General features: G+C 72.3%; 18 protein-coding genes. 6 read left to right on the top strand and 12 right to left on the bottom strand.

The annotated features are described in order from the left end of the window. Positions 1-22 precede the first annotated feature (22 nt). From Apa02nite_RS32660 to Apa02nite_RS32670, 3 genes are read right to left on the bottom strand one after another with little or no spacing between them, the layout of a single operon-like run. Positions 23-1336 (bottom strand): glycosyltransferase family 2 protein, encoded by a 1314-nt coding sequence (locus tag Apa02nite_RS32660; RefSeq protein ID WP_239164722.1) that lies wholly within the window; start codon positions 1334-1336, stop codon positions 23-25. Next, on the bottom strand, positions 1333-2289 hold the full coding sequence (locus tag Apa02nite_RS32665; protein WP_203828469.1) for a glycosyltransferase family 2 protein: 957 nt from the start codon (positions 2287-2289) through the stop codon (positions 1333-1335). The genes Apa02nite_RS32660 and Apa02nite_RS32665 overlap by 4 nt, the downstream gene beginning before the upstream one ends. A 40-nt stretch (positions 2290-2329) precedes the next feature. After that, complete coding sequence (locus tag Apa02nite_RS32670; RefSeq protein ID WP_239164723.1) at positions 2330-3316, bottom strand: glycosyltransferase family 2 protein; 987 nt, start codon at positions 3314-3316, stop codon at positions 2330-2332. A 682-nt stretch (positions 3317-3998) separates the two neighbouring features. Here Apa02nite_RS32670 and Apa02nite_RS32675 point away from each other — a divergent pair. From Apa02nite_RS32675 to Apa02nite_RS32685, 3 genes are all read left to right on the top strand, one after another. Next, a complete protein-coding gene (locus Apa02nite_RS32675) occupies positions 3999-4952 on the top strand; it encodes a sulfotransferase family protein (RefSeq protein WP_203828470.1) in 954 nt (317 codons plus the stop codon). A 51-nt stretch (positions 4953-5003) separates the two neighbouring features. Beyond that, entirely contained in the window at positions 5004-5915 is a 912-nt protein-coding gene (locus tag Apa02nite_RS32680; RefSeq protein ID WP_203828471.1) for a glycoside hydrolase family protein, read from the top strand. Between the two features lie 325 nt (positions 5916-6240). Further along, positions 6241-7254 (top strand): serine/threonine-protein kinase, encoded by a 1014-nt coding sequence (locus Apa02nite_RS32685; RefSeq protein WP_203828488.1) that lies wholly within the window; start codon positions 6241-6243, stop codon positions 7252-7254. A gap of 7 nt (positions 7255-7261) precedes the next feature. Here the strand turns inward: Apa02nite_RS32685 and Apa02nite_RS32690 are convergent, their stop codons facing one another. Together Apa02nite_RS32690 and Apa02nite_RS32695 are read right to left on the bottom strand one after the other, a co-directional pair. Next, entirely contained in the window at positions 7262-8122 is an 861-nt protein-coding gene (locus tag Apa02nite_RS32690; RefSeq protein WP_203828472.1) for a universal stress protein, read from the bottom strand. Next, positions 8119-9564: an amino acid permease gene (locus Apa02nite_RS32695; RefSeq protein WP_203828473.1), complete on the bottom strand. Its 1446-nt coding sequence runs from the start codon at positions 9562-9564 to the stop codon at positions 8119-8121. The genes Apa02nite_RS32690 and Apa02nite_RS32695 overlap by 4 nt, the downstream gene beginning before the upstream one ends. 255 nt (positions 9565-9819) lie before the next feature. Here Apa02nite_RS32695 and Apa02nite_RS32700 point away from each other — a divergent pair, with 255 nt between their 5' ends. Then, positions 9820-10173: an STAS domain-containing protein gene (locus Apa02nite_RS32700; protein WP_239164724.1), complete on the top strand. Its 354-nt coding sequence runs from the start codon at positions 9820-9822 to the stop codon at positions 10171-10173. A gap of 39 nt (positions 10174-10212) precedes the next feature. Here the strand turns inward: Apa02nite_RS32700 and Apa02nite_RS32705 are convergent, their stop codons facing one another. Genes Apa02nite_RS32705 through Apa02nite_RS32720 form a run of 4 tightly spaced genes read right to left on the bottom strand, consistent with a single transcriptional unit; the run spans position 10213 to position 15819 of the window. Continuing rightward, positions 10213-12405 (bottom strand): glycoside hydrolase family 9 protein, encoded by a 2193-nt coding sequence (locus Apa02nite_RS32705; protein WP_203828474.1) that lies wholly within the window; start codon positions 12403-12405, stop codon positions 10213-10215. Between the two features lie 32 nt (positions 12406-12437). Beyond that, on the bottom strand, positions 12438-13676 hold the full coding sequence (locus Apa02nite_RS32710) for an ATP-grasp domain-containing protein (protein WP_203828475.1): 1239 nt from the start codon (positions 13674-13676) through the stop codon (positions 12438-12440). 16 nt (positions 13677-13692) lie between these two features. Beyond that, positions 13693-14385, bottom strand: coding sequence for an alpha/beta hydrolase (locus tag Apa02nite_RS32715; RefSeq protein WP_203828476.1), 693 nt, complete (start codon positions 14383-14385; stop codon positions 13693-13695). Positions 14386-14394: 9 nt separating this feature from the next. Continuing rightward, positions 14395-15819, bottom strand: a complete 1425-nt coding sequence (locus tag Apa02nite_RS32720) for a tetratricopeptide repeat protein (RefSeq protein ID WP_203828477.1) — start codon at positions 15817-15819, stop codon at positions 14395-14397. A 474-nt stretch (positions 15820-16293) separates the two neighbouring features. On the opposite strand from Apa02nite_RS32720, the gene Apa02nite_RS32725 reads away from it, so the two are divergent. After that, positions 16294-18513: an ATP-binding protein gene (locus Apa02nite_RS32725; protein WP_203828478.1), complete on the top strand. Its 2220-nt coding sequence runs from the start codon at positions 16294-16296 to the stop codon at positions 18511-18513. Here Apa02nite_RS32725 and Apa02nite_RS32730 read toward each other — a convergent pair. After that, entirely contained in the window at positions 18441-18896 is a 456-nt protein-coding gene (locus Apa02nite_RS32730; RefSeq protein ID WP_203828479.1) for a response regulator, read from the bottom strand. The two genes, Apa02nite_RS32725 and Apa02nite_RS32730, sit on opposite strands and share 73 nt — an antisense overlap. Continuing rightward, on the bottom strand, positions 18883-20553 hold the full coding sequence (locus Apa02nite_RS32735) for a PP2C family protein-serine/threonine phosphatase (RefSeq protein ID WP_203828480.1): 1671 nt from the start codon (positions 20551-20553) through the stop codon (positions 18883-18885). The genes Apa02nite_RS32730 and Apa02nite_RS32735 overlap by 14 nt, the downstream gene beginning before the upstream one ends. 33 nt (positions 20554-20586) lie before the next feature. On the opposite strand from Apa02nite_RS32735, the gene Apa02nite_RS32740 reads away from it, so the two are divergent. After that, complete coding sequence (locus tag Apa02nite_RS32740) at positions 20587-21021, top strand: DUF5990 family protein (RefSeq protein ID WP_067700599.1); 435 nt, start codon at positions 20587-20589, stop codon at positions 21019-21021. 55 nt (positions 21022-21076) lie between these two features. Here Apa02nite_RS32740 and Apa02nite_RS32745 read toward each other — a convergent pair whose 3' ends face one another. Then, positions 21077-22765, bottom strand: coding sequence for a putative bifunctional diguanylate cyclase/phosphodiesterase (locus Apa02nite_RS32745; protein WP_203828481.1), 1689 nt, complete (start codon positions 22763-22765; stop codon positions 21077-21079). Positions 22766-22807 lie beyond the last annotated feature (42 nt).

Here is a 22807-nt window from a genome sequence, read left to right on the forward strand (position 1 = left end):
TCGAAGGGCCTCCCTGTGGGGTTTACGGGTGCTGGCGGAGCTTGGCCCGGGCGGCCCGCCGTCCCCGCAGATAGGCGCGGGGACCGGCGATCATTCCCCTTCGGTTGGCACCGAGCAGTTCGCGAGGGAAATCGTCCTGCAACGTGGAGACCCGCAGGCTGTCCTTGCCGGTCAGGTCCCGGTACGCGGTCGGTGCGAGCCGCAGCAGGCGCCAGAGCAGCCCAGGCCGCCCGAGCAGCAGGCTGGTGTACGCCGCGGTCAGCCCGGTCCCGTACCCGACCATCTGCTTCTGCAGCCCGGCGAAGTCCCGCCGGTGGTAGTGGTGGGTGACCGCGGTCGGCTGGTACACGATCGTCCCGCCGGCCAGCAGCACCTGGGTGAACGCCAGGGTGTCCTCGGAGCCCATCGCCGGGGTGCCGGCGCCGAGCGCGGTGTCCCAGCCACCGATCCGCTCGATCACGCCGGCCCGGAACGTCATGTTCGCGCCGGTGCCGAACGGTGGCAGCGGGTAGAGCGGGTTCTGCCGGTCCGCGCTGGCCGGCCCGAACACGTCCGGCCGGAAACCGCGGCCCTTGCTGTGCCCGCCGAACTGCTCGAACCAGATCTGCGCCCGGCTCTCCAGCTCGGCCGGCACGATCACGCCGGAGACCACGTCGGCCTCCGGGTGCTCGGCCAGGGCCCGGGCCACCTCGGCCAGCCAGTGCGGGTCGGCCAGCTCGTCGTCGTCGATCCAAGCCATGATCTGCCCGGGGCAGGCGGCGACCGCGGCGTTCCGGGCGAAGGACAGCCCGGCCTTCGGCTCCTTGAGGTATTCCACCGGGCCACGGCGGGCTGCCGAGCGGACCACCTCGGCGGTGGCCTCGGTGGCCGGGGCGTTGTCCACCACCAGGATCCGGAAGCCCGGGTACTGCTGGGCGAGCAGGCTGTCCAGGCAGCGGGCCAGCGCGCCGGGGCGTTCCCGGGTGCAGACCACCACGGTGATGTCCGGCGCGGCGGCCAGCACGGTGCGCCGGCTCGCGAGGAACGGCGGCTCGGTGGCCGGGGTGAACCCGCCGGTCGGGATCGCGGCGCCGCCGAGGCGCGGGCGGATCACGTCGCCGAGCTGGTCGTCGATCGCGGCGGCCAGGTCGGCCGGGCTCAGGCCGTACTCCGGGACGTCGGCGAGCAGGGCGCCGAGCGGCTCGGTGTGCAGCCGGATCAGTGCCCAGGCCTGGTGGACCCGGCGGCCGTCCGGGCCGATCGCGGCGACCCGCGGCAGCGGCTCGGAGAGCTCGACGTCGAGCACCACGGCGGGGCGCGAGTCGGCGTCGGTGTCGAACACGGGGGCGGTGGTCACTGGGCGGGCCTCACTACGGGGCGCCGGGCGGACCGGCGCGCGCTGACGGTTTCCACGACGCCGCCGACTCCGGCCGCGGCGACTCCGGCGACCACGCCGCCGGCTCGCAGCAGCTGGTCCAGGCCCTGGCCGCGGACGGCGCCGCCGAGGTGGCGCAGGAACGCCTTGGGCAGCGACCACAGGTAGCTGCGCTCGGCGCCGAGCGGGTCGTTCTGGTGCAGGCCGGCCATCTGCACCTTGCCGCGGCCCTCCGCGTAGCAGCGCCGCACGAAGAACCGGAAGGAGGCGCGCTCGGCGGGCACCTCGTGCTGGATGACGGCGCTCGGCACGTACATCCAGCGGCCGCCGCCGACCGCGCTCATCCGCAGGCAGAGGTCGGTGTCCTCGGGCCGGTTGCGGTCACCGAGCTTGCCGAAGCCGACCCGGAAGCCGTCCACCGCGAGGAACACGTCCCGGCGGACGATCATGTTGGCCGACCAGACGTTGCGGATCGGCGCGGTCTCGGTGGGCATGCCGGCGTACGAGCCGCCGACCGCCCACAGGAACTCGGCCGGCATCCAGCGCGGCGCCGGACCCGCCCAGGCCGGGACGATGGCGCCACCGGTGCCGACCACCCGCGGGTCGGCGAACGGCTCGATCTGCCGGGCCAGCCACTGCGGGTCGGCGACGATGTCGTCGTCCAGGAACGCGATCAGCGACGTGACCGCGTGCTCCGCGCCGGTGTTCCGGTTGCCGGAGACGCCCTGCGGATACGCGTTGGCCAGCACGGTGACGCCGGTCAGTTCGGCCCTGGCCCGCTCGAACATCGCCGGGTTGTGGTCGACGACGACGACGATCTCGGCGGGCTGGTGGGTCTGCGCGCGGGCCGACGCGAGCGTCCGGAGCAGGTAGTCCCAGCGCTTCTCGGTATAGGTGGGCACGACGATCGTGATCGCGAGCGGGGAGGGGTTCACGGGGGGAGTGCTCCTGAGGGCGGGAGAGCGGGGCGGACCGTCAGGCCTTGCGGTCGTCCAGGGCTCGGGCCTGCAGCGCCCGCAGATCGTCGAGGGACCGGACGCCGACCGGCTTGGCCGCGGTCTCGGCGTGCCGGTCGGCGGCGTTCCGGTCGGCGGCGTGGCGCCCGCCGGTGTGCTGCGGCGCCCGCGGGTCGACCGGGTGCAGGTCGGTGGTCCGGCGGGTGCTGGCCTCGGCCAGCGTGGTGGCGAACGGCGCGATGCCGGCCCGGCGGCGGGCCCGGGCCCGGCCGAACTCGTTGACGATGGTGCGCAGCACGCGGAAGCCGTCGCGGAACGTGTTCAGGTTGCTCTGACCGTGGATGCGCTCGTGCTCGGTGCTGCCGACCTCGCCGACCTTGAGCTGCTCGGCCACCGCGCGGATGTTGATCATGGTTTCGATCTCGAAGCCGTCGCCCCACAGTTTGCTGCCGTCGGCGGGCCGGGGCAGGTCGACGTCCGGCAGGTCGAGGGCCGGCACCACGTCGCGCCAGAACGCGTTGTAGCCGTAGCAGAGGTCGGTGAACTTCGTCTTGAACAGGACGTTGACCACCAGGTTCAGCCCGTCGTTGCCGAGCTTGCGCAGCGGGGTGATGTCGTGGCTGAAGCCGCCGAAGTTGAACCGGGTGCCCTTGACGAACTGGTCGCCGCCGGTCAGCTTGGCCACGAACGACGGGATCTCGCCCGGGTCGGTGGAGCCGTCCGCGTCGATCATCACGATGATGTCGCCGGTGCAGGCCGCGAAGCCGCAGGCCAGCGCGTTGCCCTTGCCGGTGCGGGTCTGCTGCACGACGACCACGTCGGGGCGCAGCTCGCGGGCCACCGCCACGGTGCGGTCCTTGGAGCCGCCGTCGACCAGGATCACCTCGCTGATCAGGTCCGGAAGCTTCGCGAACACGTGCGGCAGGTTGCGCTCCTCATTCAGCGTCGGGATGACGACGCTTACGGTGGGTGTCAGGGTGCGGTTACTGCCAGTGTTGGTGTTCACGTGCGAGAGCTCCATGTCGGTCCCTTCCGGGGGGCGGCAACGCAGGTGGTGGCGCGAATTCCCGGACAGGTTCGACACGGCCACTTGCTGGTGATCAACCTACCCAAGGATTACGTAGCGTCAACAGTTTCCGAGGCTGTCCCATGTCACAGCGGGTCAGAGCTGGAGCGCGAGAGTAGGTAAAGAGAGCCTGTTCAGAGGATGTCCAGTGATTCAGTTCACAATCACTTTGAGTGACGGTGACCCTTTGATTGGGTGGACCAAACCCGCCTAGACCGGCGAAAGCCCATCGATATGACGAATAGATGATAAGTCCGTATATGTCGTGTGGTCTGACATCACTCTTCGTATTCGCGGCGCGAAGCCCGATGACTCACCGTCAAAAAGTGCGTCGTCGCAGGTGAACTGGCATGCTGGAGGCGTGGGCAGCAATCCGACGGCGGCCGAGGGTCCGCTCTGCGTCTGTGGGCATCCGTTCCCGGCGCACGAGCACTACCGCGCCGGCACCGAGTGCGTGACCTGTGCGTCCGGGCAGTGCGCCCGATTCCGGCGTCCCGCCTGGTGGCGACGCTGGGTGTCGCCCCGGGCGAGGTGACGTCACCGCCAGGGGATCGCCAAAGCCTATAAACTCTGTAGGCTTGACCGACTTTGCTGCGCGACTGCCGCATCCGTGGGGGAATCCATGTCACTTCCCGACTTCCTGATCGCCGGTGTGCCCAAGGCCGGGACCACCGCCCTGCACGCCGCCCTGACCGGGCATCCCGATCTGTACCTGTCCGCGGTCAAGGAGCCCAAGTTCTTCCTCTCCGACGGTCCGCCACCGGGGCACGGCGGCCCGGGTGACGTGCAGACCTACCAGGAGCACGTGTGGCGCCGGGCGGACTACGAGGCGCTGTTCGCCCCGGCGCCGTCCGGAGCGCTGCTCGGCGAGGCGACGCCGTTCTACCTGCACGACCTGGACGCCCACGACCGGATCAAGAAGCTGGCGCCGGACGCGCGGATCATCCTGCTGCTGCGCGACCCGGTGGACCGGGCGCACTCCAACTGGACCCACCTGTGGAACGCCGGCCTCGAGCCGGAGGCCGACTTCCTGGCCGCCTGCCGGGCCGAGCCGGCCCGGATCGCGGCCGGCTGGGCCCAGTTCTGGCACTACCTGGGCCTGGGCCTCTACGGCCGTCAGCTGCAGCACCTCTACGAGCGCTTCCCGCGCGAGCAGGTGCTGCTGCTGCGCTACCGGGAGCTCAAGGACGCGCCGGCCGCCACACTCGACCGGGTCTGCTCGTTCCTCGGCGTGCGCACCGGGCTGCTCACCGCGATCCCGAAGGAGAACGTGAACCGGCACGTCGTCGAGGACGACGCGGTCAACCGGATGCTGCGCGGCCTGCTCCGCACCGGCGGGACCTTCGGGCACCGCTTCCCGGTGCCGCTGCGCCTGGCCGCCCGCGGCCCGCTGCTCACCCTGCTGCACCGCAAGAAGGGCACCCGGCCGGTGACCACCCCGCAGGAGCGGGCCGCGCTGCTGCCACACTTCGCCGCGGACATCGCGTTGCTGCAGGACGTCACCGGCGAGCGCTACGACGACTGGCTCAGCGTCGACCGACACGCCCGCGCCTCGGAAAACCCACCAGTCCAATAGGTCATGCCAGAATCCTCCGGTACCACTCGGCCGCACCCCCGGGAGACGACGTTGTCCATCGGAATCACCGCGCTGCCCCTGCCCAGCTGGGAAGACTCCACGGTGGTGGTGGAGCCGCCGGGCGCCGAGCCGGGCGCCTGGTCCGGCGCACCGAGCACGATCACCGCCGACGGGTACGTGTACCTGGCGTACCGCCTGCGCCTGCCGATCGGCGCCGGCCGGGGCGTCGCCAACGTGATCGCCCGCTCCACCGACGGGCTGGCCTTCACCGTGGTGGCCGAGGTGGGCAAGGACCGCTTCGGCGCCGAGTCCCTGGAGCGCCCGGCGCTGACCCGCACCCCGGAGGGCCGCTGGCGGCTGTACGTCAGCGCCGCCACCCCGGGCACCAAGCACTGGCGGGTCGAGTTGCTCGAGGCGGACACCCCGGAGGGCCTGGCCACCGCGCCGTCCCGGACCGTGCTTGCGGGTGACGACACGGTCGCCTGGAAGGACCCGGTGCTGCACCACGACGAGCACGGCTGGCACCTGTGGGCCTCGGTGCACCCGCTGGACTCCTGGGACGACGCCGACCGGATGACCACCGAGTACGCCACCAGCCCGGACGGCGTGCACTGGACCCACCGGCGGACCGCGCTGGCCGGCCGGCCGGGTCAGTGGGACGCCCGCGGGGTGCGGGTCTCCTCGGTGCAGGTGACCGGCGACGAGATCACGGTGGCCTACGACGGGCGGGCCACGGCCGGCGAGAACTGGGAGGAACGGACCGGGGTGGCCCGCGGCACCCGGCTGCCGGACGGCACGTTCGGCCAGCTGACCGCGGAGGACCACGAGCCGGTCGGCAGCCCGCACCCGCCGTACGGGCTGCGCTATCTGAGCCTCGTCGAGCTGCCGGACGGGGATCGACGGCTGTACTACGAGGCGACCCGGGCGGACGGGGCGCACGATCTCCGTACCGAGAAGGTCTGATCGCGGAGGGTGATGACGAACGCGACCTGAATGCCTGCTCAGGACCGTTGAGGGCTGTAAGGGCCGTCACTCTCGGTGGGGTCGGTCGCGGGCGTCGACGACGGGTGGCTTAGCGTCGTCCCTGACGTCAGGTGCTCGCCCACAAGCGGCACGGTCGATGGCGGGATCGGTCTCACAAGGCCCGGTCCCGCCATGTTTTTTGCCCTCGCCGGGTTCACTCCTCCGGTGGACGCGGCGCCGAGGATCACGTTTGTGGCCGGGTGATCTGGGTATGGACCTGGCCAGCCGCGCGACCGATGAACGTGGTCTCGTGAGAGGGGATGCCGTGCGGGTGTTGGGCGGGCGGTATCAGCTGGTGAACCGGATCGGTCTCGGTGGCATGTCCGAGGTGTGGCTCGGGCACGACCAGGTCCTCGACCGGCCGGTCGCCGTCAAGATCATGGCCCCGGCGGTGCAGGGCACCCTCGGCGAGGCCGGGATCGAGCTGATCCGCTCCGAGGCGCGGTCGGCGGCCCGGCTGGCGCACCCCAACGTGGCCGGCGTGCACGACTTCGGCACCTCGCCGATGCCCGGCCGGCTCGACGTGCCGTACATCGTGATGGAGCTGGTCGAGGGGCAGACGCTGAGCCAGCACCTGCGCGACGGCCCGCTCGACTGGCGGATCGGGGTGCGGATCTGCGCCGAGGTGGCGGCCGCGCTGGCCGCCGCGCACGCCGAGCAGGTGGTGCACCGCGACATCAAACCGGCGAACGTGATGCTCACCCCGAGCGGCGCGAAGGTCCTCGACTTCGGCATCGCCGCGGCGATCGGCCAGCCCGAGGCGGACCCGGACGGCCCGGTGATGGGCACCCCGGCGTACGTCGCCCCGGAACGCTTCGACGGCCTCCCGGCCAGCCCGGCCTCGGACATGTTCGGCCTCGGGTCGCTGCTCTACCACTGCCTGGCCGGCCGGCTCCCGTGGACCACGAAGTCGCACACCGAGCTGATCCACGCCCAGCGCTACTGGGACCCGGAGCCGCTGCCGTACCTGGACGGGCTGCCGCCCGAGGTGCTCGACCTGTGCTTCCGCTGCCTGCGCCGGGATCCGGCCGAGCGGCCCACCGCGCTGGTCGCGGCGCTGCTGCTGGCCGAGGCGGTGGACGCGCGGGTCTACGTGCCGCTCTCCGACCTGTCCGGGCTGGAGCAGCCGGTGCCGGCCTGGGACGAGCAGGCGGCGGTCGAGCCGACCTACACCGGTCTGCCGGCCGTGCCGGATGCCGCCGGAGGGATCGTGCCGGTGGAGACGGTCGTGCCGGTCGAGCAGCCCGAACACGCCGGCCGGCACCGCGCCGACATCTGACGTCCTGTCACGCCCGGGGGACGACCACCAACGGCCGCCCGGCCCGGCGCAGCAGCCGCCCGGACACCCCGCCGACCAGCACCCGCCGGGCCGGACCGTATCCGCGGGACCCGCAGAACAGCAGGTCCACCTCGGTCAGCCCGGCCAACTCCTCGACCACGTCACCGGAGCGCACCGACCACTCCACCGGCACGTCCGGCACGCTCGCGGCCGCCCGGCGCAGTGCCTCCTCGTACGTCTCCCGCGCGGTGTCCAGGAACGCCCGCTCGGCGTCGTCACCGATCAGGAACGGCAGCGCCGCGTCCCCGGCGGCCACCACGGTGACCAGCAGCAACGTGCTGCCGGTGCGCCGGGCCAGCTCGGCGGCCGCGTCCAGGGCGGCCCGGCCGTCCAGGGTGTCCACGTAGGCGACCCCGATCCGGCCGAGCGCGCCGGGCGCCGTGCCGCCGCCGGCCGGGGTGACCGCCACCGGGCAGCCGCTGCCGGCCAGCAGCCGTTCCGCGGTGCTGCCGGCGAAGAGCCGCCCGGGTGCGGCCGGGCCCGAGCCGATCACCATCGCCACCGCACGGGTCTGCTCGGCCAGGTCGTGCAGGCCGTGCGCGGCCGAGCTGGACGCCACACTGCGGTACTCGACGCCGGGCGGATCCTTCAACGCGGCACGGGCCTCGTCCAGCACCCGTTCGGCGGCCCGGTGCCGGTCGGCGATCCACTCGGCGTCCACCCGGCCGGAGCCGATCGCGGACGGCGCCGGGTGGACCACCGCGACGATCAACGGGACCTGCCGGACGTCGGCGAGCCAGCGGCCCAGGGCGAGCGCGTCGCGCGAGCCCGGGCGGTGGTCCACGCCGACGATCACCGGGGCGGTCATGACGGATCGTCCTCGGGGCGGGCGGCCGAAGGGGCGGCGGCCGCTTCCTGGCGGAGCCGGGAGTGCCGGTAGCCGTAGAGGGCGTAGATGACCAGGCCGGCGACGAGCCACACCCCGAACCGGATCCAGGTGTCCAGTGGCAGGTCGGACATCAGGTAGACGGCGAACCCGATCCCGATCACCGGCAGCACCGGCGACCACGGCACCCGGTACGGCCGGGGCATGTCCGGCTTGGTCCGCCGCAGCACGATCACCCCGATGTTGACCAGCACGAACGCGAACAGCGTGCCGATGTTGACCAGCTCCACGATGGTGCCGAGCGGGATCAGCGCGGCCAGCACCGCGATCAGCACCCCGAGCACCATGGTGAGCCGGGCCGGGGTGCCGTACCGCGGGTTGACCTTGGCCATCCGGCGCGGCAGCAGGCCGTCCCGGCACATCGCGAAGAAGATCCGGGTCTGGCCGTAGAAGATCACCAGGACCACGCTGGTGATCGCGACGACCGCGCCGAGCGCCAGGATCCCGGCCGCCCAGCTCATCCCGGCGCCCTGGTCGAGGGCCGCGGCGAGCGGCGCGTCGCTGTCCTTCATCTGGTCCGGGCTGGCGATGCCGAGCGCGCCGACCGCGGTGAGGATGTAGAACACCGTGCAGATGCCGAGCGAACCGATGATCGCCCAGGGCAGGTCACGGGCCGGGTTGCGGGCCTCCTCGCTGCCGGTGGAGACCGCGTCGAACCCGATGTACGCGAAGAAGATGATCGCCGCGGCCGCGGTCACCCCGTCCGCGCCGGCCGGGGCGAACGGGTGGAAGTTGCCGGTGCTGAAGTTCGCGAACGCCACCGCCAGGAAGAAGATCAGCACGACCAGCTTGACCACGACCATCACCAGGTTGGCCCGGGCGCTCTCGGTCACGCCGCGGATCAGCAGCAGCGTGATGGCCAGCACGATGAACACCGCGGGCAGGTTGACCACCCCGCCGTCCTCCGGTGACTTGCTGATGGCGTCCGGCAGCGCGACACCGAACGCGGCGTCCAGGAACGCGTTCAGGTTGCCACCCCAGCCGATCGCGATGCCGGCCACCGAGACGCCGTACTCCAGGATCAGGTCCCAGCCGATGATCCAGGCGACGATCTCGCCCATGGTCGCGTAGGTGTACGTGTACGCGCTGCCGGAGACCGGGATCGAGGACGCCAGCTCGGCGTAGGAGAGCGCGGAGAACACGCAGGCCACCGCGGCCAGCGCGAACGACAGCACGACGGCCGGACCGGCGATCCCGGAGCCCTTGCCGATCACCACGAAGATGCCGGTACCGATGATCGCGCCGACGCCCATCGCGGTCAGCTGGACGACACCGACCGCCTTCTTGAGCTCGGTGCCCTCTTCCGCTGTCTCGTGGATCAGCGATCCGACGTCCCGGATCGCGAACAACCCCGACTTGGCCATGCTGCGCCCCCTTCCACGGCTTCAGATCACCGTGGTCCCGGGTCCGGCTCGCCGCAAGGCGGACAGTGATCGGATCAGCGCGATGTGTGAACTTCGGTCGCCCGGGTTGCCGCGCGTCCCACGCGGTGGGTGAAAAACGCCATGGCGTACGGGTTGTGCGCCGCCTGCGGCAAACCGCGCGGCAGCCTGCGAGGGGTACGGCGTGACGGGTACGGTGGATAGATCGGGCAAATCGCCCGGCTCTCAAGTGGCGCGGTGGGCGAGGTCGTGATGGGCGAGGCCGTGATGACGACACGGCGGCAGGCCGACGGCACCATGGTCGTCGACGTGCGGGGCAGCCTGGACACGTCCACCGTCGAGTCGCTGCGCGACGTGCTGCTGGAGACGCTCCAGCGGGACCGTCCGGCGCTGATCGTTGTCGATCTGACCTTCGTCACCTTCATGGACTCGGTCGGGATCGGCGCCCTGGTCGCCGGGCAGCGCGCGGCCCGGGACATCGGCACCCGGTTCGAGCTGCGCAACCCGAGTGACTTCGTGCACGGGCAGCTGCGGATCACCGGTCTGACCGAGGTGCTCGGCCTGACCGGGACCCGCAACTTCGGCTTCTGAACCGCCGGCCGGGATGGCCGGCGGTCCATCCGCGTCGAGCTAGTGCAGTTCGGCGACGTATCCGCTGAGCCGGGCCAGGGCCGCGTTCCAGTTGACGGTCAGCTCGTTGGTGGACCAGGACTGGATGTCGTCGATGTAGCAGAACTGCCCGACGCAGCCGGCCAGCTTCTCCTGGGCGAGCGGGTCCTGGATCGACGAGTTCGGGCCGCCGGCCAGGCTGCCGACCGGCGGGTGCGGCAGCGCCGGGTCGAGCTGGTGGGCGTACCAGCGGCTGTGCTCGTTCTGCGCGTTGACCTCGCCGTACCCGGTGACGAACGAGATGTTCAGGGCGTTGCGGCCGAGCAGCCAGTCGAGGCCGGTGAGCACGCCGTCGCGGTACCGGTCGCGGCCGGTCAGCTGGTGTGCGGCGGCGAGCACCACGAGGTTGTTGGCCACGATGCTGGCCGAGCCCCAGTCCCACATGTTGTTCGCCGGGGCGTAGGCGACGCCGTAGGGATGGGCCTTCTGGATCGCCAGGTACTTGTCCGCACCCGCCGCGACCTGGGCCTTGACCGTTTTCAGGCCGGGCAACCGGTTGGGCAGCAGGGCCAGGTCGAGCTTGGCGGCCGCGCCGGTGGAGGCCCAGTCGAAGGCACCCGAGCCGAACGAGTCGGCGGTGTGCTCCGGCGAGGCGAGCACGTCGGTGGCGTACCGCTTCTCGCCGGTGGTCAGGTAGAGCTCGGCGGCCGCCCAGTAGAACTCGTCGGTGACCTTGCTGTCGTTGTAGGCGCCACCGCCCACGCCGTCGCTCTCCGGTGCGTACGAGATCGGGTTGGTCCTGGCGGCGACGTAGGCGCGCCGCGCGGCGGCCAGCGCCCGGGCCGCGAACGCCGCGTCGAACCTGGCGTAGATCCGTGCGGCCTGTGCGGCGGTGGCGGCCAGGTTCAGCGTCGCCGCGGTGGAGACCGGGTGCAGCTCACGCGGCTGCGGATCCTGGTCGGGCAGCAGCGGCAGCCCGGTCCACGCCTGGTCGTGGATCTTGTGGTGCACCTGGCCGTCCGGCGCCTGCATCTTCAGCAGGAAGTCCAGCTCCCAGCGCACCTCGTCGAGGATGTCCGGCGTCCGGTTCCCGCTCTCCGGGATTTGAAGATCGATTTTTCGTACGGCGTGGGAGTTCTCGTACTCGCTGAGCAGCTCCCAGACCGAGATCCCGCCGTTGACGACGTACTTGCCGTGGTCGCCGGCGTCGTACCAGCCGCCGCGCACGTCCAGGGTGTAGTCGCAGACGCCGGCCTGACACGGCACGGTGCCGTCACCCCGGTTCGGGGCGACGTCGACGTGGCCGGCCGCGCGGCCGTACCCGGGGCGCAGGTCGTCACGGATGGCGATGCCGGAGCGCTGGGTGTAGTAGAACTTCAACGCGTCGGCGCGGAGCTTCTCGTAGGCCTTGCCGTCGATGTCGAACGGGCGGGACGTCTCGCCGTCCGCGGTCAGGGTGTAGCCCGCGCCTTTTCCGGCGAACCGGCTGAAGTCGATGGAGTGCACGTTCTGGCCGGAGCTCACGTCGATGCCGCGCGGCTGCGTCGTACCCTTAAATGCTATTTTTCCGTTCTTGTCGTTGAGTTGCCAGGGCAGCGCGGTCGTCGCGTCGGTGACCAGCGTGGCGCCCTTCGGCCCGGACGGCAGGTAGGCGACCTGGTTGACCCGCACCCGCGGCCCGGTGTCCGGCACGTAGACCTCCGGCGGCACGCCACCGACCAGCGACACGTTGTCCACGCAGAAGTGCCACGGCTCGGCGCTGCCGCCGATCTGGAACGCGACCTGCCCCTGCTCGGTGCTGGCCGAGGCGGTGAACGTGTACGAGTAGTGCTGCACGTCGCCGAGCACCGGCGACTGCTCGAAATACGTGTCGTAGGGGCTCACGGCGAGCCCGGTGATCGCCCGGGCGACGTGCCCGGCGTCCCCGGACGCGTCGAAGCTGAACCGGTACGTCTCGCCGGCGACCAGGCTGATGTCGTTCTGCCCGATCGCGGCGTCCCAGCGGTTGGTGGTGCCGCCGGGCACGTCCACGCAGGCCCGGCCGTCGGTCAGCGCGATCGGCATGCCGGCGGTGGACCAGAACGGGTCGGCAGTGCCGTCGAATCCGCCGTTGACGACCTGCTCGACTTCATCTGCTCGTGCCGGCGCGGCGGCGCCGATCAGGAGGATTGCCGCGAAAGCGGCGGTGGCGCGGGAGCGCTCCCAGAGATACATGGAAACATACTGATGACATGCCGGTTACCGCGTCAACGCCCCTGGTCCCGGATCCAGGCGTCGATCAGGCCACCGAAGTGCGCCAGGAACTTCTCGTGCTCGTGCACCGGGTAGGTCGCCCGGACCGTCTCGCGCAGCAGTGAACGGAACTCCTCCGAGGTCACCCAGTCGTAGACGATCTCGTCCACGTCGCTCAGGTGCTCGTCGCAGAACTCGCGGTACCGGTCCACCTCGAAGTACCGGTCGGCCAGCTCCCGATAGCCGGCCAGCTTCTCCTGGTACGACCGATCCGGATCATCGGCCACCGCGAAGTAGCCCGCCAGGTCGGTGTCCAGGCGCATCCGCCGGCCGGTCACCACGCAGAACACCGTCCAGCGCAGCAGCGCCGTCATGGCCCACGGGAAGTAGTAGTGCAGCGAGGTCAGCGCCACGTCCGGGCAGGCGTTCGCGTAGTCGATCGGGTGCACCTCGTCGCCGCGCACCAGCGACTCGCACGAGTTGAACTCCCAGCGGAAGAACGCGTTCACCAGCCGCGAGATGGTCACCACCTCGTCACCGGCGCCGGGGGAGAGGAAGTGGTGGTCGACCTCGTACCGGGCGTGCATCGGCTGGTCCGGGCGGAACCGCATGACCATCGTCTCCGGGCCGATGGTCAGCGAGCGGGCGAACACGTCGTAGTCCTCGACCGACGCCTGCAGGTGCATCAGCCGCTCACCGGACGCGTCGTACGCGGCGTGCAGCTCGTCCACATTGCGGATCTTGGAGACGCCGACCCAGGCGCCGCCGTCGTACGGCTTCATGTAGAGCGGGTAGCCGATCGACGCGGCCGTCGCCTCCAGGTCGAACGGCTCGTTGTAGCGCGCCGCCGTGTACGCCCACCGGGAGTTGTCCAGCGGGTTCTTGAACGGCACCAGCACCGTCTCCGGCACCTTCAGCCCGAGCCGCATCATCGCGCAGTACGCCGCGTGCTTCTCCATCGACTGGAACGTGAACGGGCTGTTCAGCAGGTACACCCCGTCCATCAGGGCGATCTTCTTGAGCCACTCCCGGGGGTGGTAGTACCAGTACGCCAGCCGGTCGATGACCAGCTCGTGCTGTGGCTTGTCGCGCAGGTTGAACGGTTCGATGGTGACCCGGACCGGGCGGGTCCGGTGCGTGCGCCCGTCCGCCGCGGTGACCGTGCCGAGCCGGCGCAGCAGTGACTCGAAGGCGCGTGGCCAGTCGTCCTCGGTGCCCAGCAGCAGTCCGATGGTGTGCTCGACGTCGGCCACGGCAGCGCCTCTTCTCTCATCGGAGCTCCGGCCAGGCGTCGCCCAGCAGGGTGGTCAGGTGCGGGTCCAGTGCTGCGCGCCAGGCCGGCCAGTCGTGCCCGCCCGGGCCGACCGCGAGCCTCACCGGATAACCCTGGCGGCGCAGCGCCACCGCCATGTCCCGGTTGTTCGCCAGGTTCTCCTCGGCGGCGCCGCAGGTCATCGTGGTGGGCACGGCCGGGCCGCGGCCGGTGGTCAGCACCCGGCGGACGTACCGGACGATCCGCGACCAGCGCCGGAACCCGAACTCCTGCCGGTCGTGCCGCGGCTGGAAGAAACTGCCGGACTGCAGGAAGAGCCCGGCGAACCCGGCCGGATGACACCGTTGCGCGTGCAGCATCGCGAGCGCGCCGAGGCTGACACCCGCGCCGACGACCCGATGCACGCCGAGGCGGGACCGCAGGCGGGGCAGAACATCAAGGGCAAGAGCTTCGGCGTACGGGTCACAGGCCGAATACCACTCGTCGCGCTGGCCCGGCGGCAGCAGCACCAGGTGGCAGCCGGCCCCCGCGGCGTGCTCGGCCAGCCCGCCGCGACGCTGGTACTCCGGCCCGTCGTGGGCCAGCAGCAACCGATCGGTGTCCTGGTCAGGTGACCAGACGCGTGCGGTGACCGCGGTGTGCAGGGCGGGCAGCGGAAGCCGGACCCTCCGCCATCGGCCCGCTCCCATGAACGCACATTAACGCCGTGCCGCCGTTCCCGCCGGGCGAGTGGACTTTGCGCCGGCCCGCTTTCCCGCAGCACCACGGCCGTCGCCGTCCCGGCCGTCGTGGCTTCCGGTCCGGCGGTCGTGTTCGCCGTCGCGTCGGCGGCTCGTGGCGGCGAGTTCGGTGATCCGGGTGGTCACATCGTCGACGAGGGCCGGGTCGCCGGTGGCCGCGGCGGCGCGGAGCAGCACGGTCAGGGCTGTCGCACTCCGCTCGGGCGGGCAGTCCGGCAGCAGGGCGGGCAGCCGCGCGGTCATCAGGTCGACGGCGGCGAGCGGGTCGTCCCGGTGCCGGTGCAGGAAGCCGCCGCGCATGGTGACCGCCTCCAGGGCGTTGTCCGGCGTGATGCCCGGGTGCGCGGCCAGCTCCGCGGCGTGCCGGGTCAGCCGGTCGGTCCGCTCGACGTCCCCGCGCAGCTCGGTGGCGTCGGCCCGGTTCAGCACCGAGCGCAGGTAGTCGTCCACCCCGTCCGGCAGCACTGTCCGGAACAGCCGCTCGGCCACCGCGAAGTGCGTCTCGGCCTCGTTCAGGTGCACTGCCGCGAGGCTGCCCGGCCGCGCCCGAGCGGCCGGCACCACCCGCACCGGCGTCTCCGGAACCGGACTCCGGCTCGGCCGCCCGACCGCCGCTCCCAGCCCGACATCGATCCCCGCCCCGTCCCCGCTGTCGTGCCGCCCCCCGAACGCCGCCGGGCCGGACTCCAGCTGGCAGTCCGCCGCGGATGTGCCTTCCGGCCCGTCATCCGGCGCCGGCTCGCCGTCGCTCTCCCGCCGGCCATCCGAATCCGGTTCACCATCGGCATCCGGCAGGGTGCTGCGCTGCGGCTGAGCGCTCGCCTCCGGTGGCGTGCCGGTCCCCGTGGAGCGGCCGGGCTCCGGCCGGGCGTCGCTGAGCGGCTGGGTGTCGAGCTCAGGCGAAGCGGGTTCCGGTTGTCCGCCGGGTGCTGCCCGCCCGACGTCCCCGGGCCGGGTGTCAGGCAGCGGCGGGGTGGTGGGGCGGGCGCCGGGTTGGAGCCAGACGCCGGATGGCGGGCGGGCCGTGGTCGCGGGAAGCTCGGCGAGGCGGGCCAGTTCGACCTCGATGACGCCCAGGTTGTCGAAGGTGATCGCCCGGCCGATCGGGTCGCCGACCAGCGGGCCGACCTCCAGGGACCGGACCAGGCAGCGCTTCGCCCTGGCGAGATCACCCTGCTCGTGGGCGGTCAGCGCGAGATTGTTGAGGATCGCCGAGTGGGTTCCGGGATCGGGCTCGGTGACCGTGCCGAGTGCTTCCAGCGCGCGGGCGAAGTGCTCCTCCGCGGCACCCGGCCGCCCGGCACGGCGCAGCATCTCCCCGCGATCGTTCTCGGACACCGCGATGGAGGCGCCCGCGTGCGCGCTCCGATAGACCTCCGCCACCCGACCTCCCACCTCCGGTCCGACAATAAGAATAAAACACCCAAATCATCCATATCGCCAGACACTCTCGACAACACCCGCAACCACGCAGGCCCGTGTGTGGGGACTTTCGGTGCGGTGCGCACCGCAACTCCCCACGTTGTGGTTGGTCAGCTCGTGTGTGGGGACTTTCGGTGCGGTGCGGACCGCAACTCCCCACGCTGTGGTTGGTGGGCTTGTGTGTGGGGACTTTCGGTGCGGAGCGCGCCCAAAATCCCCACACGGTTTTGGGGTTGGGGTGAGCGGGACCACCCACGGGCAATGAAGGGTGCGGCGATCGGTGTGGACGCGCCAGCGGCCAGATCGCCGTGCCCGGCCCCCGCGGGAGCGGCGATCTGCACCCGGCACCCACCTGGGACAACAAGCTCTTGATCTTGATGGTCCGTGGGTCGGGTGATCGGAAGCGGACCAGCGGACTGCCGGTAGGGTCGGTGGATGAGTGAGTGGCTGTCCGAGCGGGCTGCGGCCGCCGAGCGGGAGACCGGGACCACCTTCGATCTCACCGCCTGCGTCCGTGAGCCGATCCACCGTCTCGGCGGTGTCCAGTCGCACGGTGCGCTGATCGCCGTGCGGGCCGGGACGATCGAGGTGACAAGTGCGAACGCCGAGTCACTTCTCGGCGTGGACGGGCTGCTCGGCGCGCCGGTGGAGCGGCTGCTGGACGGCGAACAGCTCGCGCGGCTGCACGCCCTTGCCGACGCCGACACCGGGCAGACCGCGATGATGCCGGTGCGGCTGGCCCCGGACGGGCGGCGGTTCGACGTGACCGTGCACCGGGCCGAGGAGCGGCTCGTGCTGGAGTTCGAGAACGCCGCCGGCGCGGTCGACGAATTCGGAGCGTTCTCGGTGCCGGTGCGGCAGGCGCTGATCCGGCTGCAGCGGGCCGGAACGGTCACCGAGGCGACGCGGGCCGCGGTGCGCGAGATCCGGGCGATCACCGGGTACGACCGGGTGGTCACCTACCGTTTCGAGTCCGCCGACGGGCCCGGCGAGGTGATCGCCGAGGACGTGGTGGAGGACTGGGAGCCGTGGCTCGGGCTCTGGTTCCCGGCCACCGACATCCCGCCGCAGGCCCGCAAGCTCTACGAACGCAACTGGATCCGGGTGATCGCGGACGTCGCCGACGCCACCGCCCGGCTGGTCCCGGACGTGCTGCCGGACACCGGCGAGCCGCTCGACCTGTCGCTCTCGGTGCTGCGCACGGTGTCGCCGTTCCACCTCGAATATCTCCGCAACATCGCGGTGAGCTCGTCGATGTCGGTGTCGCTGCTCGACGACGGCCGGCTGTGGGGGCTGATCGCCTGTCACGGCCGGACGGTCACGGCACTCAGCCCGCCGGTCCGGGCGGCCTGCGAGTTCTTCGGGGTGGCGTTGTCGCTGCACCTGGCCGCGCTGCGGGAGCGGGACGAGTCGGCGGTCCGGGAACGGTCCCGGATCACCATCGCCCGGCTGCTGGAGCGGACCTCGGTGGATCTGACGGCGGGCTGGTCACCGGCCGGTCTGGACCAGGTCGTCGAGTGCGCCGCGGTGGCCGTCCGGTTCGGCGGGGTGATCACGGTGGCCGGGCCGGTGCCGGCCGCGGCGGTGGCGGAGCTGCTGGCCGGGGTGCCGGCCGGGGAGTTGTGGCACAGCGACCGGCTCGGGTCGGAGCAGCTCTCCGGCGCGCTGGTGCTCCCGGTCGGTACGTCCGGCGACTGCGTGGTCTGGCTGCGCGGCGAACGGACCGTCGCCCGGCGCTGGGCCGCCGACCCGGCCACGCCGGTGGTCCTCGGCCCGAACGGCCGGCGCCTCACCCCGCGCGGGTCGACAGCGGTGTTCCTGGCCACCGTCCGCGGCCGGAGCATGCCGTGGTCGGCCACCGACCTGGCGATGGCCGCCGAGCTGGGCCGGTCGCTGACCGAGATAGCCCTGGCCCAGGCCCGCAAGCTGGCCGCGCTGAACGTCGAGCTGACCCGCAGCAACGTCGACCTGAACTCGTTCGCGCACGCCGCCGCGCACGACCTGAAGGAGCCGTTGCGCGGCATCGCGAACTACGCCACGTTCATCGCCGAGGACACCGAGGGGCGGCTGGACGAGCTGACCCAGCGTCGCCTCGAGTCCATCCAGCGGCTGGCCACCCGGATGGACGAGCTGCTCAACGCGTTGCTGTACTACTCCCGGCTGGGCCGCGTCGACCTGCGGCGGGAGGCGGTCGACCTGCGCACCGCGGTGGCCCGCGCGCTGGAGTCGGCCGGGCCGCGGCTGGAGACCGCCGGCGTCCAGGTCGAGGTGCCCGGTGATCCGCCGCCGGTCGTCGCCGACCCGGTGTTCCTCGACGAGATCCTGGTCAACCTGCTGGTGAACGCGGCCAAGTACGCCCGGGCCGACCCGCCGCGCCTGGTCAGCATCGGGGTCGCCGCGACCGTCCCGCCCGGCGGCGCCGACCCGGAGCCGGCACTGTTCGTCCGGGACAACGGCATCGGCATGCCCGAGCACCTGCGCGAGGAGGCGTTCGAGCTGTTCCGGCGGCTGCACCCGGGCGGGCAGGACGGGTCCGGCGCCGGGCTGGCCATCGTGCGCCGGATCGTCGAACGGCACGGCGGTCAGATCTGGGCCGGCGAGTCCCCGGGCGGCGGCACGACGATGTGGGCGACGTTCGGGCGGGACCGCCAGTAGTCCAGGGTCTGGCGCAACACCGTCTGGAACAGTCCGAAATTGATCGGCTTGAAGATGTAGCTGTCCGCGCCGGCGGCGTAGCAGGCGTCCGCCTCGGCCTGGTCCTCCGACGAGGTGAACACCACGATCCGGAGCTGGTCCAGGGCCGGGTCGGCGCGCACCCGCTGGATCACCGCGAGCCCGCCCTCGCCGGGCATGTTCAGGTCGAGCAGGATCAGGCCGGGCAGCTCCGCGCCGGGCGTGGTCAGCCGGGGGAGCACCTCGCTGCCGGAGCGCAGGAACTCCAGGCGCAGGTCCGGGAGGGCCCGGCTGATCGCCCGTTCGATGGCCTCGACGTCCTCGGCCGAGTCCTCGACGATCAGGATCAGATCAAAGCCGGTCATCGGCGGGGCCTTTCGCTGGATCTTCCACCCGGATCGCGAGGACCGCGATGTCGTCGGCGCCGGTGACCCCGAACCTGGCGGCGGCCGCGCTCAGCTCGTGCACCAGGGTGTCGAGCGGGACGTCCCGCAGCTTGTCGACGGTCTCGTACAACGCGACGTCGCCGAACATCCGGCCGTCCGCGTCCCGGCTCTCGGTGAGCCCGTCGGTGAACATCACCAGGGTGTCCCCGGTGGCGAGCCGCAGCCGGGACCGGCCGACCCGGGCCTCGGGCAGCACGCCGACCGGCACGCCACCGCCGCGCCCGGACTCGGCGGGCCGCCCGCGGCGCAGGATCAGCGGCGCCGGATGCCCGCACGACAGCCACTGCACGGCGAAGCCACCGGCCTCGGCCCGGAGCAGGGCCACCCCGGCGGTCAGGAACCGCCACGACTTCTCCCGGCGCAGCGAGGTGTTCAGCCGGGCCAGCGCCCGGACCGGCGGCAGGCCCTCCTGCAGCAGGGCGCCGAGGGTGTGCCGGGCCATCCCGGTCAGGGCGGCCGCGTCCACGCCCCGGCCGCAGACGTCGCCGACCAGGGCGCCGACCGTGCCGTCCGCGCGGACCACCACGTCGTAGAAGTCGCCGCCGACCTCCAGCACCCGGTCGCCGACCGTGTAGGAGGCGGCGAACTCGAGCCCGGCCGCGGACGGCAGCCGGCTGGGCAGCAGGTGCTGCTGCATGGTGACCACCTCGCGGCGGCGCTGCTCGTACAGCTCGCCGTTGTCCAGGGCGAGCGCGGCCCGGTACGACAGGTCGCGCAGGAACCGCGGCGGCGGCACGTCCTGGGGGTCACGCTCGAACATGAAGATCAGCACGCCGGCGGTGCGGTCGCGGGCCCGCAGCACCTGGGCGTCGACGATCCGGCTGCCGGGGACGACACCCTCGGCGCGGACCACCCGGCCGGCGATCGCCTCGGTGGCCAGCTCGGTCAGCTGCCGGGCCACCGCGGGGTCGGCGAGCAGCGCGTTCAGCCGCCGCATGTCGATGTGCACGGCGCTGCGCAGCTCCGGCCGGCCGCCCTCGTAGAGGTAGACCAGGCAGCCCTCGGCGATCGCCGGCACCGCCATCCGGGCCACCCGGCGCAGCGTCTGCGTCCGGTCCAGCACCGCGTCCATCTGCAGCGAGGCCTCGGCCAGCAGCGCGTCGCGGACCTGCTGGGCCTGCTCGGCGCGGTGCGCGGCGAGTCGCCGGATCGCCTCCCGGGTGACGCCGGCGACCTGGTCCAGGCAGAGCGCCGCACGATCCCGGTCACCGTCCGGGCCGAGCAGGACCAGCATCGTCCCGCCGACCTCGCCGTCGCCGTCGAACCGGGACACGGCCACGCCGTGCACGCCGCGTTCGGCCAGCCAGTCCCGTGCCGGGGAGTCCGGGACGCCGCCCGCGACGGCCAGCTCCAGCGCGACCGGCCGGGCGTCACCCTCGAGCGGGAGCCCGGCCCACCGGTACACGGTGATCTCGGTGCCGGTGGTGTGCCGCAGACCCCACGCACCGACCGCCCCGGGCACCCGCAGCAGTGGCGGCAGCACCAGGTCGCTCAGCTCCTCGCGGGAGGTGATGGCCGCGACGGACGCCCACAACCGGTGGATCGTCACCGCCCAGCCCAGTTCCTCCGTCGTCACGGCACGCGACACTACAGGTTCTATGGTGGCGGCATGCGGATCCGGATCGAGGGACGTGACCTACCCCAATCCTCCGAGCTGCGCCTGAACAACGTGCACGTCGGCGTTCAGCGGCGCGCCGAGGTGGTCGGGCGGGTCCCGGTGACCGAGGCGCACGCGGTCTGGGAGCTGGAGGCGGACGGCCGTGAGGTCGACGACCTGCTCGACGTCGGCGGCCCCTGGGTGCACGGCCGGCCCGGGGCCCGTTTCCTGTATCTGAGCTGGGGCGCGGTGCACGACGGTGAGTTCGCCATGTTCCGGCGGGCGAAACTGCTGTTCGGCGACATCCCGTCGGCACTGCTGCGGGCCGCCTTCTCCGGCGGAGGGGTGCTGGTCGGCCGGCTCAGCCTGACCGACGACGAGGGCGGTCCGCGCTGCGCGAGGGTCCGCCCACCCGAGATCGTCTGGACGCTGGAGGCTGATCGCTGACGGTCAGCACGATCGCTCGCATCGTCGTCACCCTGGCGGCGACATCGGCCGTCGGTCAGCGATTCCAGCCGGGGGCGGTGGCGGCCAGGGCCGGTTCCGGGCGGCCGAAGTGGTAGCCCTGCAGCAGGTCGAAGCCGAGCGCGGTCAGGGTGTCCGCGGTGTGTTCGTCCTCGACGCCCTCGGCTACCAGGGTCAGGCCCAGGCCGTTCGCCATCCGGGCCACCGACTCGACGATCACCCGGTCCTGCGGGTGGTGGATCCGGGCGACGAACGAGCGGTCCAGTTTCAGCTCGTCCACCGGGAGCTGGGTGAGCAGGCCCAGCGACGTGTTGCCGGTGCCGAAGTCGTCGATCGCCACCCGTACGCCGATCTCCCGCAGTGACCGCAACCGGTCGGCGCTCTCGGCCGGGCGGGTCATCACCGCGCTCTCGGTCACCTCGACGATCAGCGACCCGGCCGGCAGGCCGGTCTCGGCGAGCAGGGCCACGATGGTCGCGACGATCCGGTCCGAGGCCAGCACCGGCGCCGCGAGGTTCACCGCCACCGGTACGGCACAGCCGGCCCGATGCCAGGTCGCCGCCTGGCGGACGGCGTCACCCAGCACCGCCTCGGTGAGCAGATGGATCACGTCGGAGCGCTCCGCCTGGGGCAGGAAGGCGCCCGGCGGGAGCAGCCCGCGCTGCGGATGGGACCAGCGCACCAGCGCCTCCACCGAGACGGTCTCCCGGGTGTGCGCGTCGACCAGCGGCTGGTAGTGCAGGATCAGCTCCCGGTTGCCGATCGCGGTCCGCAGGTGGGTGTCCATCCCGAGGTCGGCGTGCCCGGCGGAGAGCGCGGCGTGCCAGTGCTCGACCTGGGTGCGGTCGCGCTTGGCGGCGTACATGGCGGCGTCCGCCCGGGCCACCAGGTCGTCCACGTCGGGGCGCGGCCGGCCGTCGGTGACCGCGATGCCCATCGACGCCTCGACGGTGATCGGGACGCCGGCCACCTCGTACGGTCCCTCGATGGCCCGCAGCAGCCGGTGCCCGGCCTCGGCGAGCGGCGCGGCGGCCGGCGCCGACGGCTCGACGCCGGGCCAGGTCGTCAGGTCCGGTGCGAACACCACGAACTCGTCGCCACCCAGCCGGAACGCCTGGGCCGGCGCGCACGCGGCGGCCAGCGCCACCGAGACGGACCGCAGCAGCTCGTCGCCACCGGCGTGGCCGAGCGAGTCGTTGATCTCCTTGAACCGGTTGAGGTCGATCACCAGGGCGGCGGCCCGGTGGCACGGGGCCGGGCGTTCCAGCAGGCTGCGGCGGTTGCCCAGGCCGGTCAGGTCGTCGGTGAGCGCCATCGCCTGGTAGCGCAGGCTCAGGTGCTCGACCAGCGGGCCGACCGGGGCGACACCCACCGTGCCGTCGTCGAACATGACCACCAGCGGGATCGCCTTCAACGGGTCCGGTCGCTCCATCGCGGCGCGGGCCGCGTCACCCCAGCCGGTGCCGGCCGGGAGCACCAGGGCCGGCTGGCGGAGCAGGCTGCGCAGCGGGCGGCGGTGCAGCAGCGCGCGGCCGTACCCGAGCCGGCCGGCCAGCACCATGTCGAGGAAGCCGCGGTCGACCAGGTAAAGGTGATCGTTCGCGGCGGTGACCACGCCGAGCAGCTCGGGGTGGCCGCGCAGGACCGACTCGACCTCGCCCATCGAGGTGTCCGGCGCGGTGAGCGGGACCGGCACGGCCAGGTCGGCGAGGATCGGGGTACGCATGTGACCGCCTCCCCCGACGCTCCGGCCCAGCCCGTAACGCCG

Source organism: Actinoplanes palleronii, assembly GCF_016862315.1.
GTDB classification, from domain to species: Bacteria; Actinomycetota; Actinomycetes; order Mycobacteriales; family Micromonosporaceae; genus Actinoplanes; species Actinoplanes palleronii.

Excerpts from the sequence above, each read along its gene's own strand:
- Apa02nite_RS32675 (WP_203828470.1), top strand. The coding sequence starts at position 3,999 with ATGTCACTTCCCGACTTCCTGATCGCCGGTGTGCCCAAGGCCGGGACC.
- Apa02nite_RS32690 (WP_203828472.1), bottom strand. The coding sequence starts at position 8,122 with ATGACCGCCCCGGTGATCGTCGGCGTGGACCACCGCCCGGGCTCGCGC.
- Apa02nite_RS32695 (WP_203828473.1), bottom strand. The coding sequence starts at position 9,564 with ATGGCCAAGTCGGGGTTGTTCGCGATCCGGGACGTCGGATCGCTGATC.
- Apa02nite_RS32705 (WP_203828474.1), bottom strand. The coding sequence starts at position 12,405 with ATGTATCTCTGGGAGCGCTCCCGCGCCACCGCCGCTTTCGCGGCAATC.
- Apa02nite_RS32715 (WP_203828476.1), bottom strand. The coding sequence starts at position 14,385 with ATGGGAGCGGGCCGATGGCGGAGGGTCCGGCTTCCGCTGCCCGCCCTG.
- Apa02nite_RS32725 (WP_203828478.1), top strand. The coding sequence starts at position 16,294 with ATGAGTGAGTGGCTGTCCGAGCGGGCTGCGGCCGCCGAGCGGGAGACC.
- Apa02nite_RS32730 (WP_203828479.1), bottom strand. The coding sequence starts at position 18,896 with ATGACCGGCTTTGATCTGATCCTGATCGTCGAGGACTCGGCCGAGGAC.
- Apa02nite_RS32740 (WP_067700599.1), top strand. The coding sequence starts at position 20,587 with ATGCGGATCCGGATCGAGGGACGTGACCTACCCCAATCCTCCGAGCTG.
- Apa02nite_RS32745 (WP_203828481.1), bottom strand. The coding sequence starts at position 22,765 with ATGCGTACCCCGATCCTCGCCGACCTGGCCGTGCCGGTCCCGCTCACC.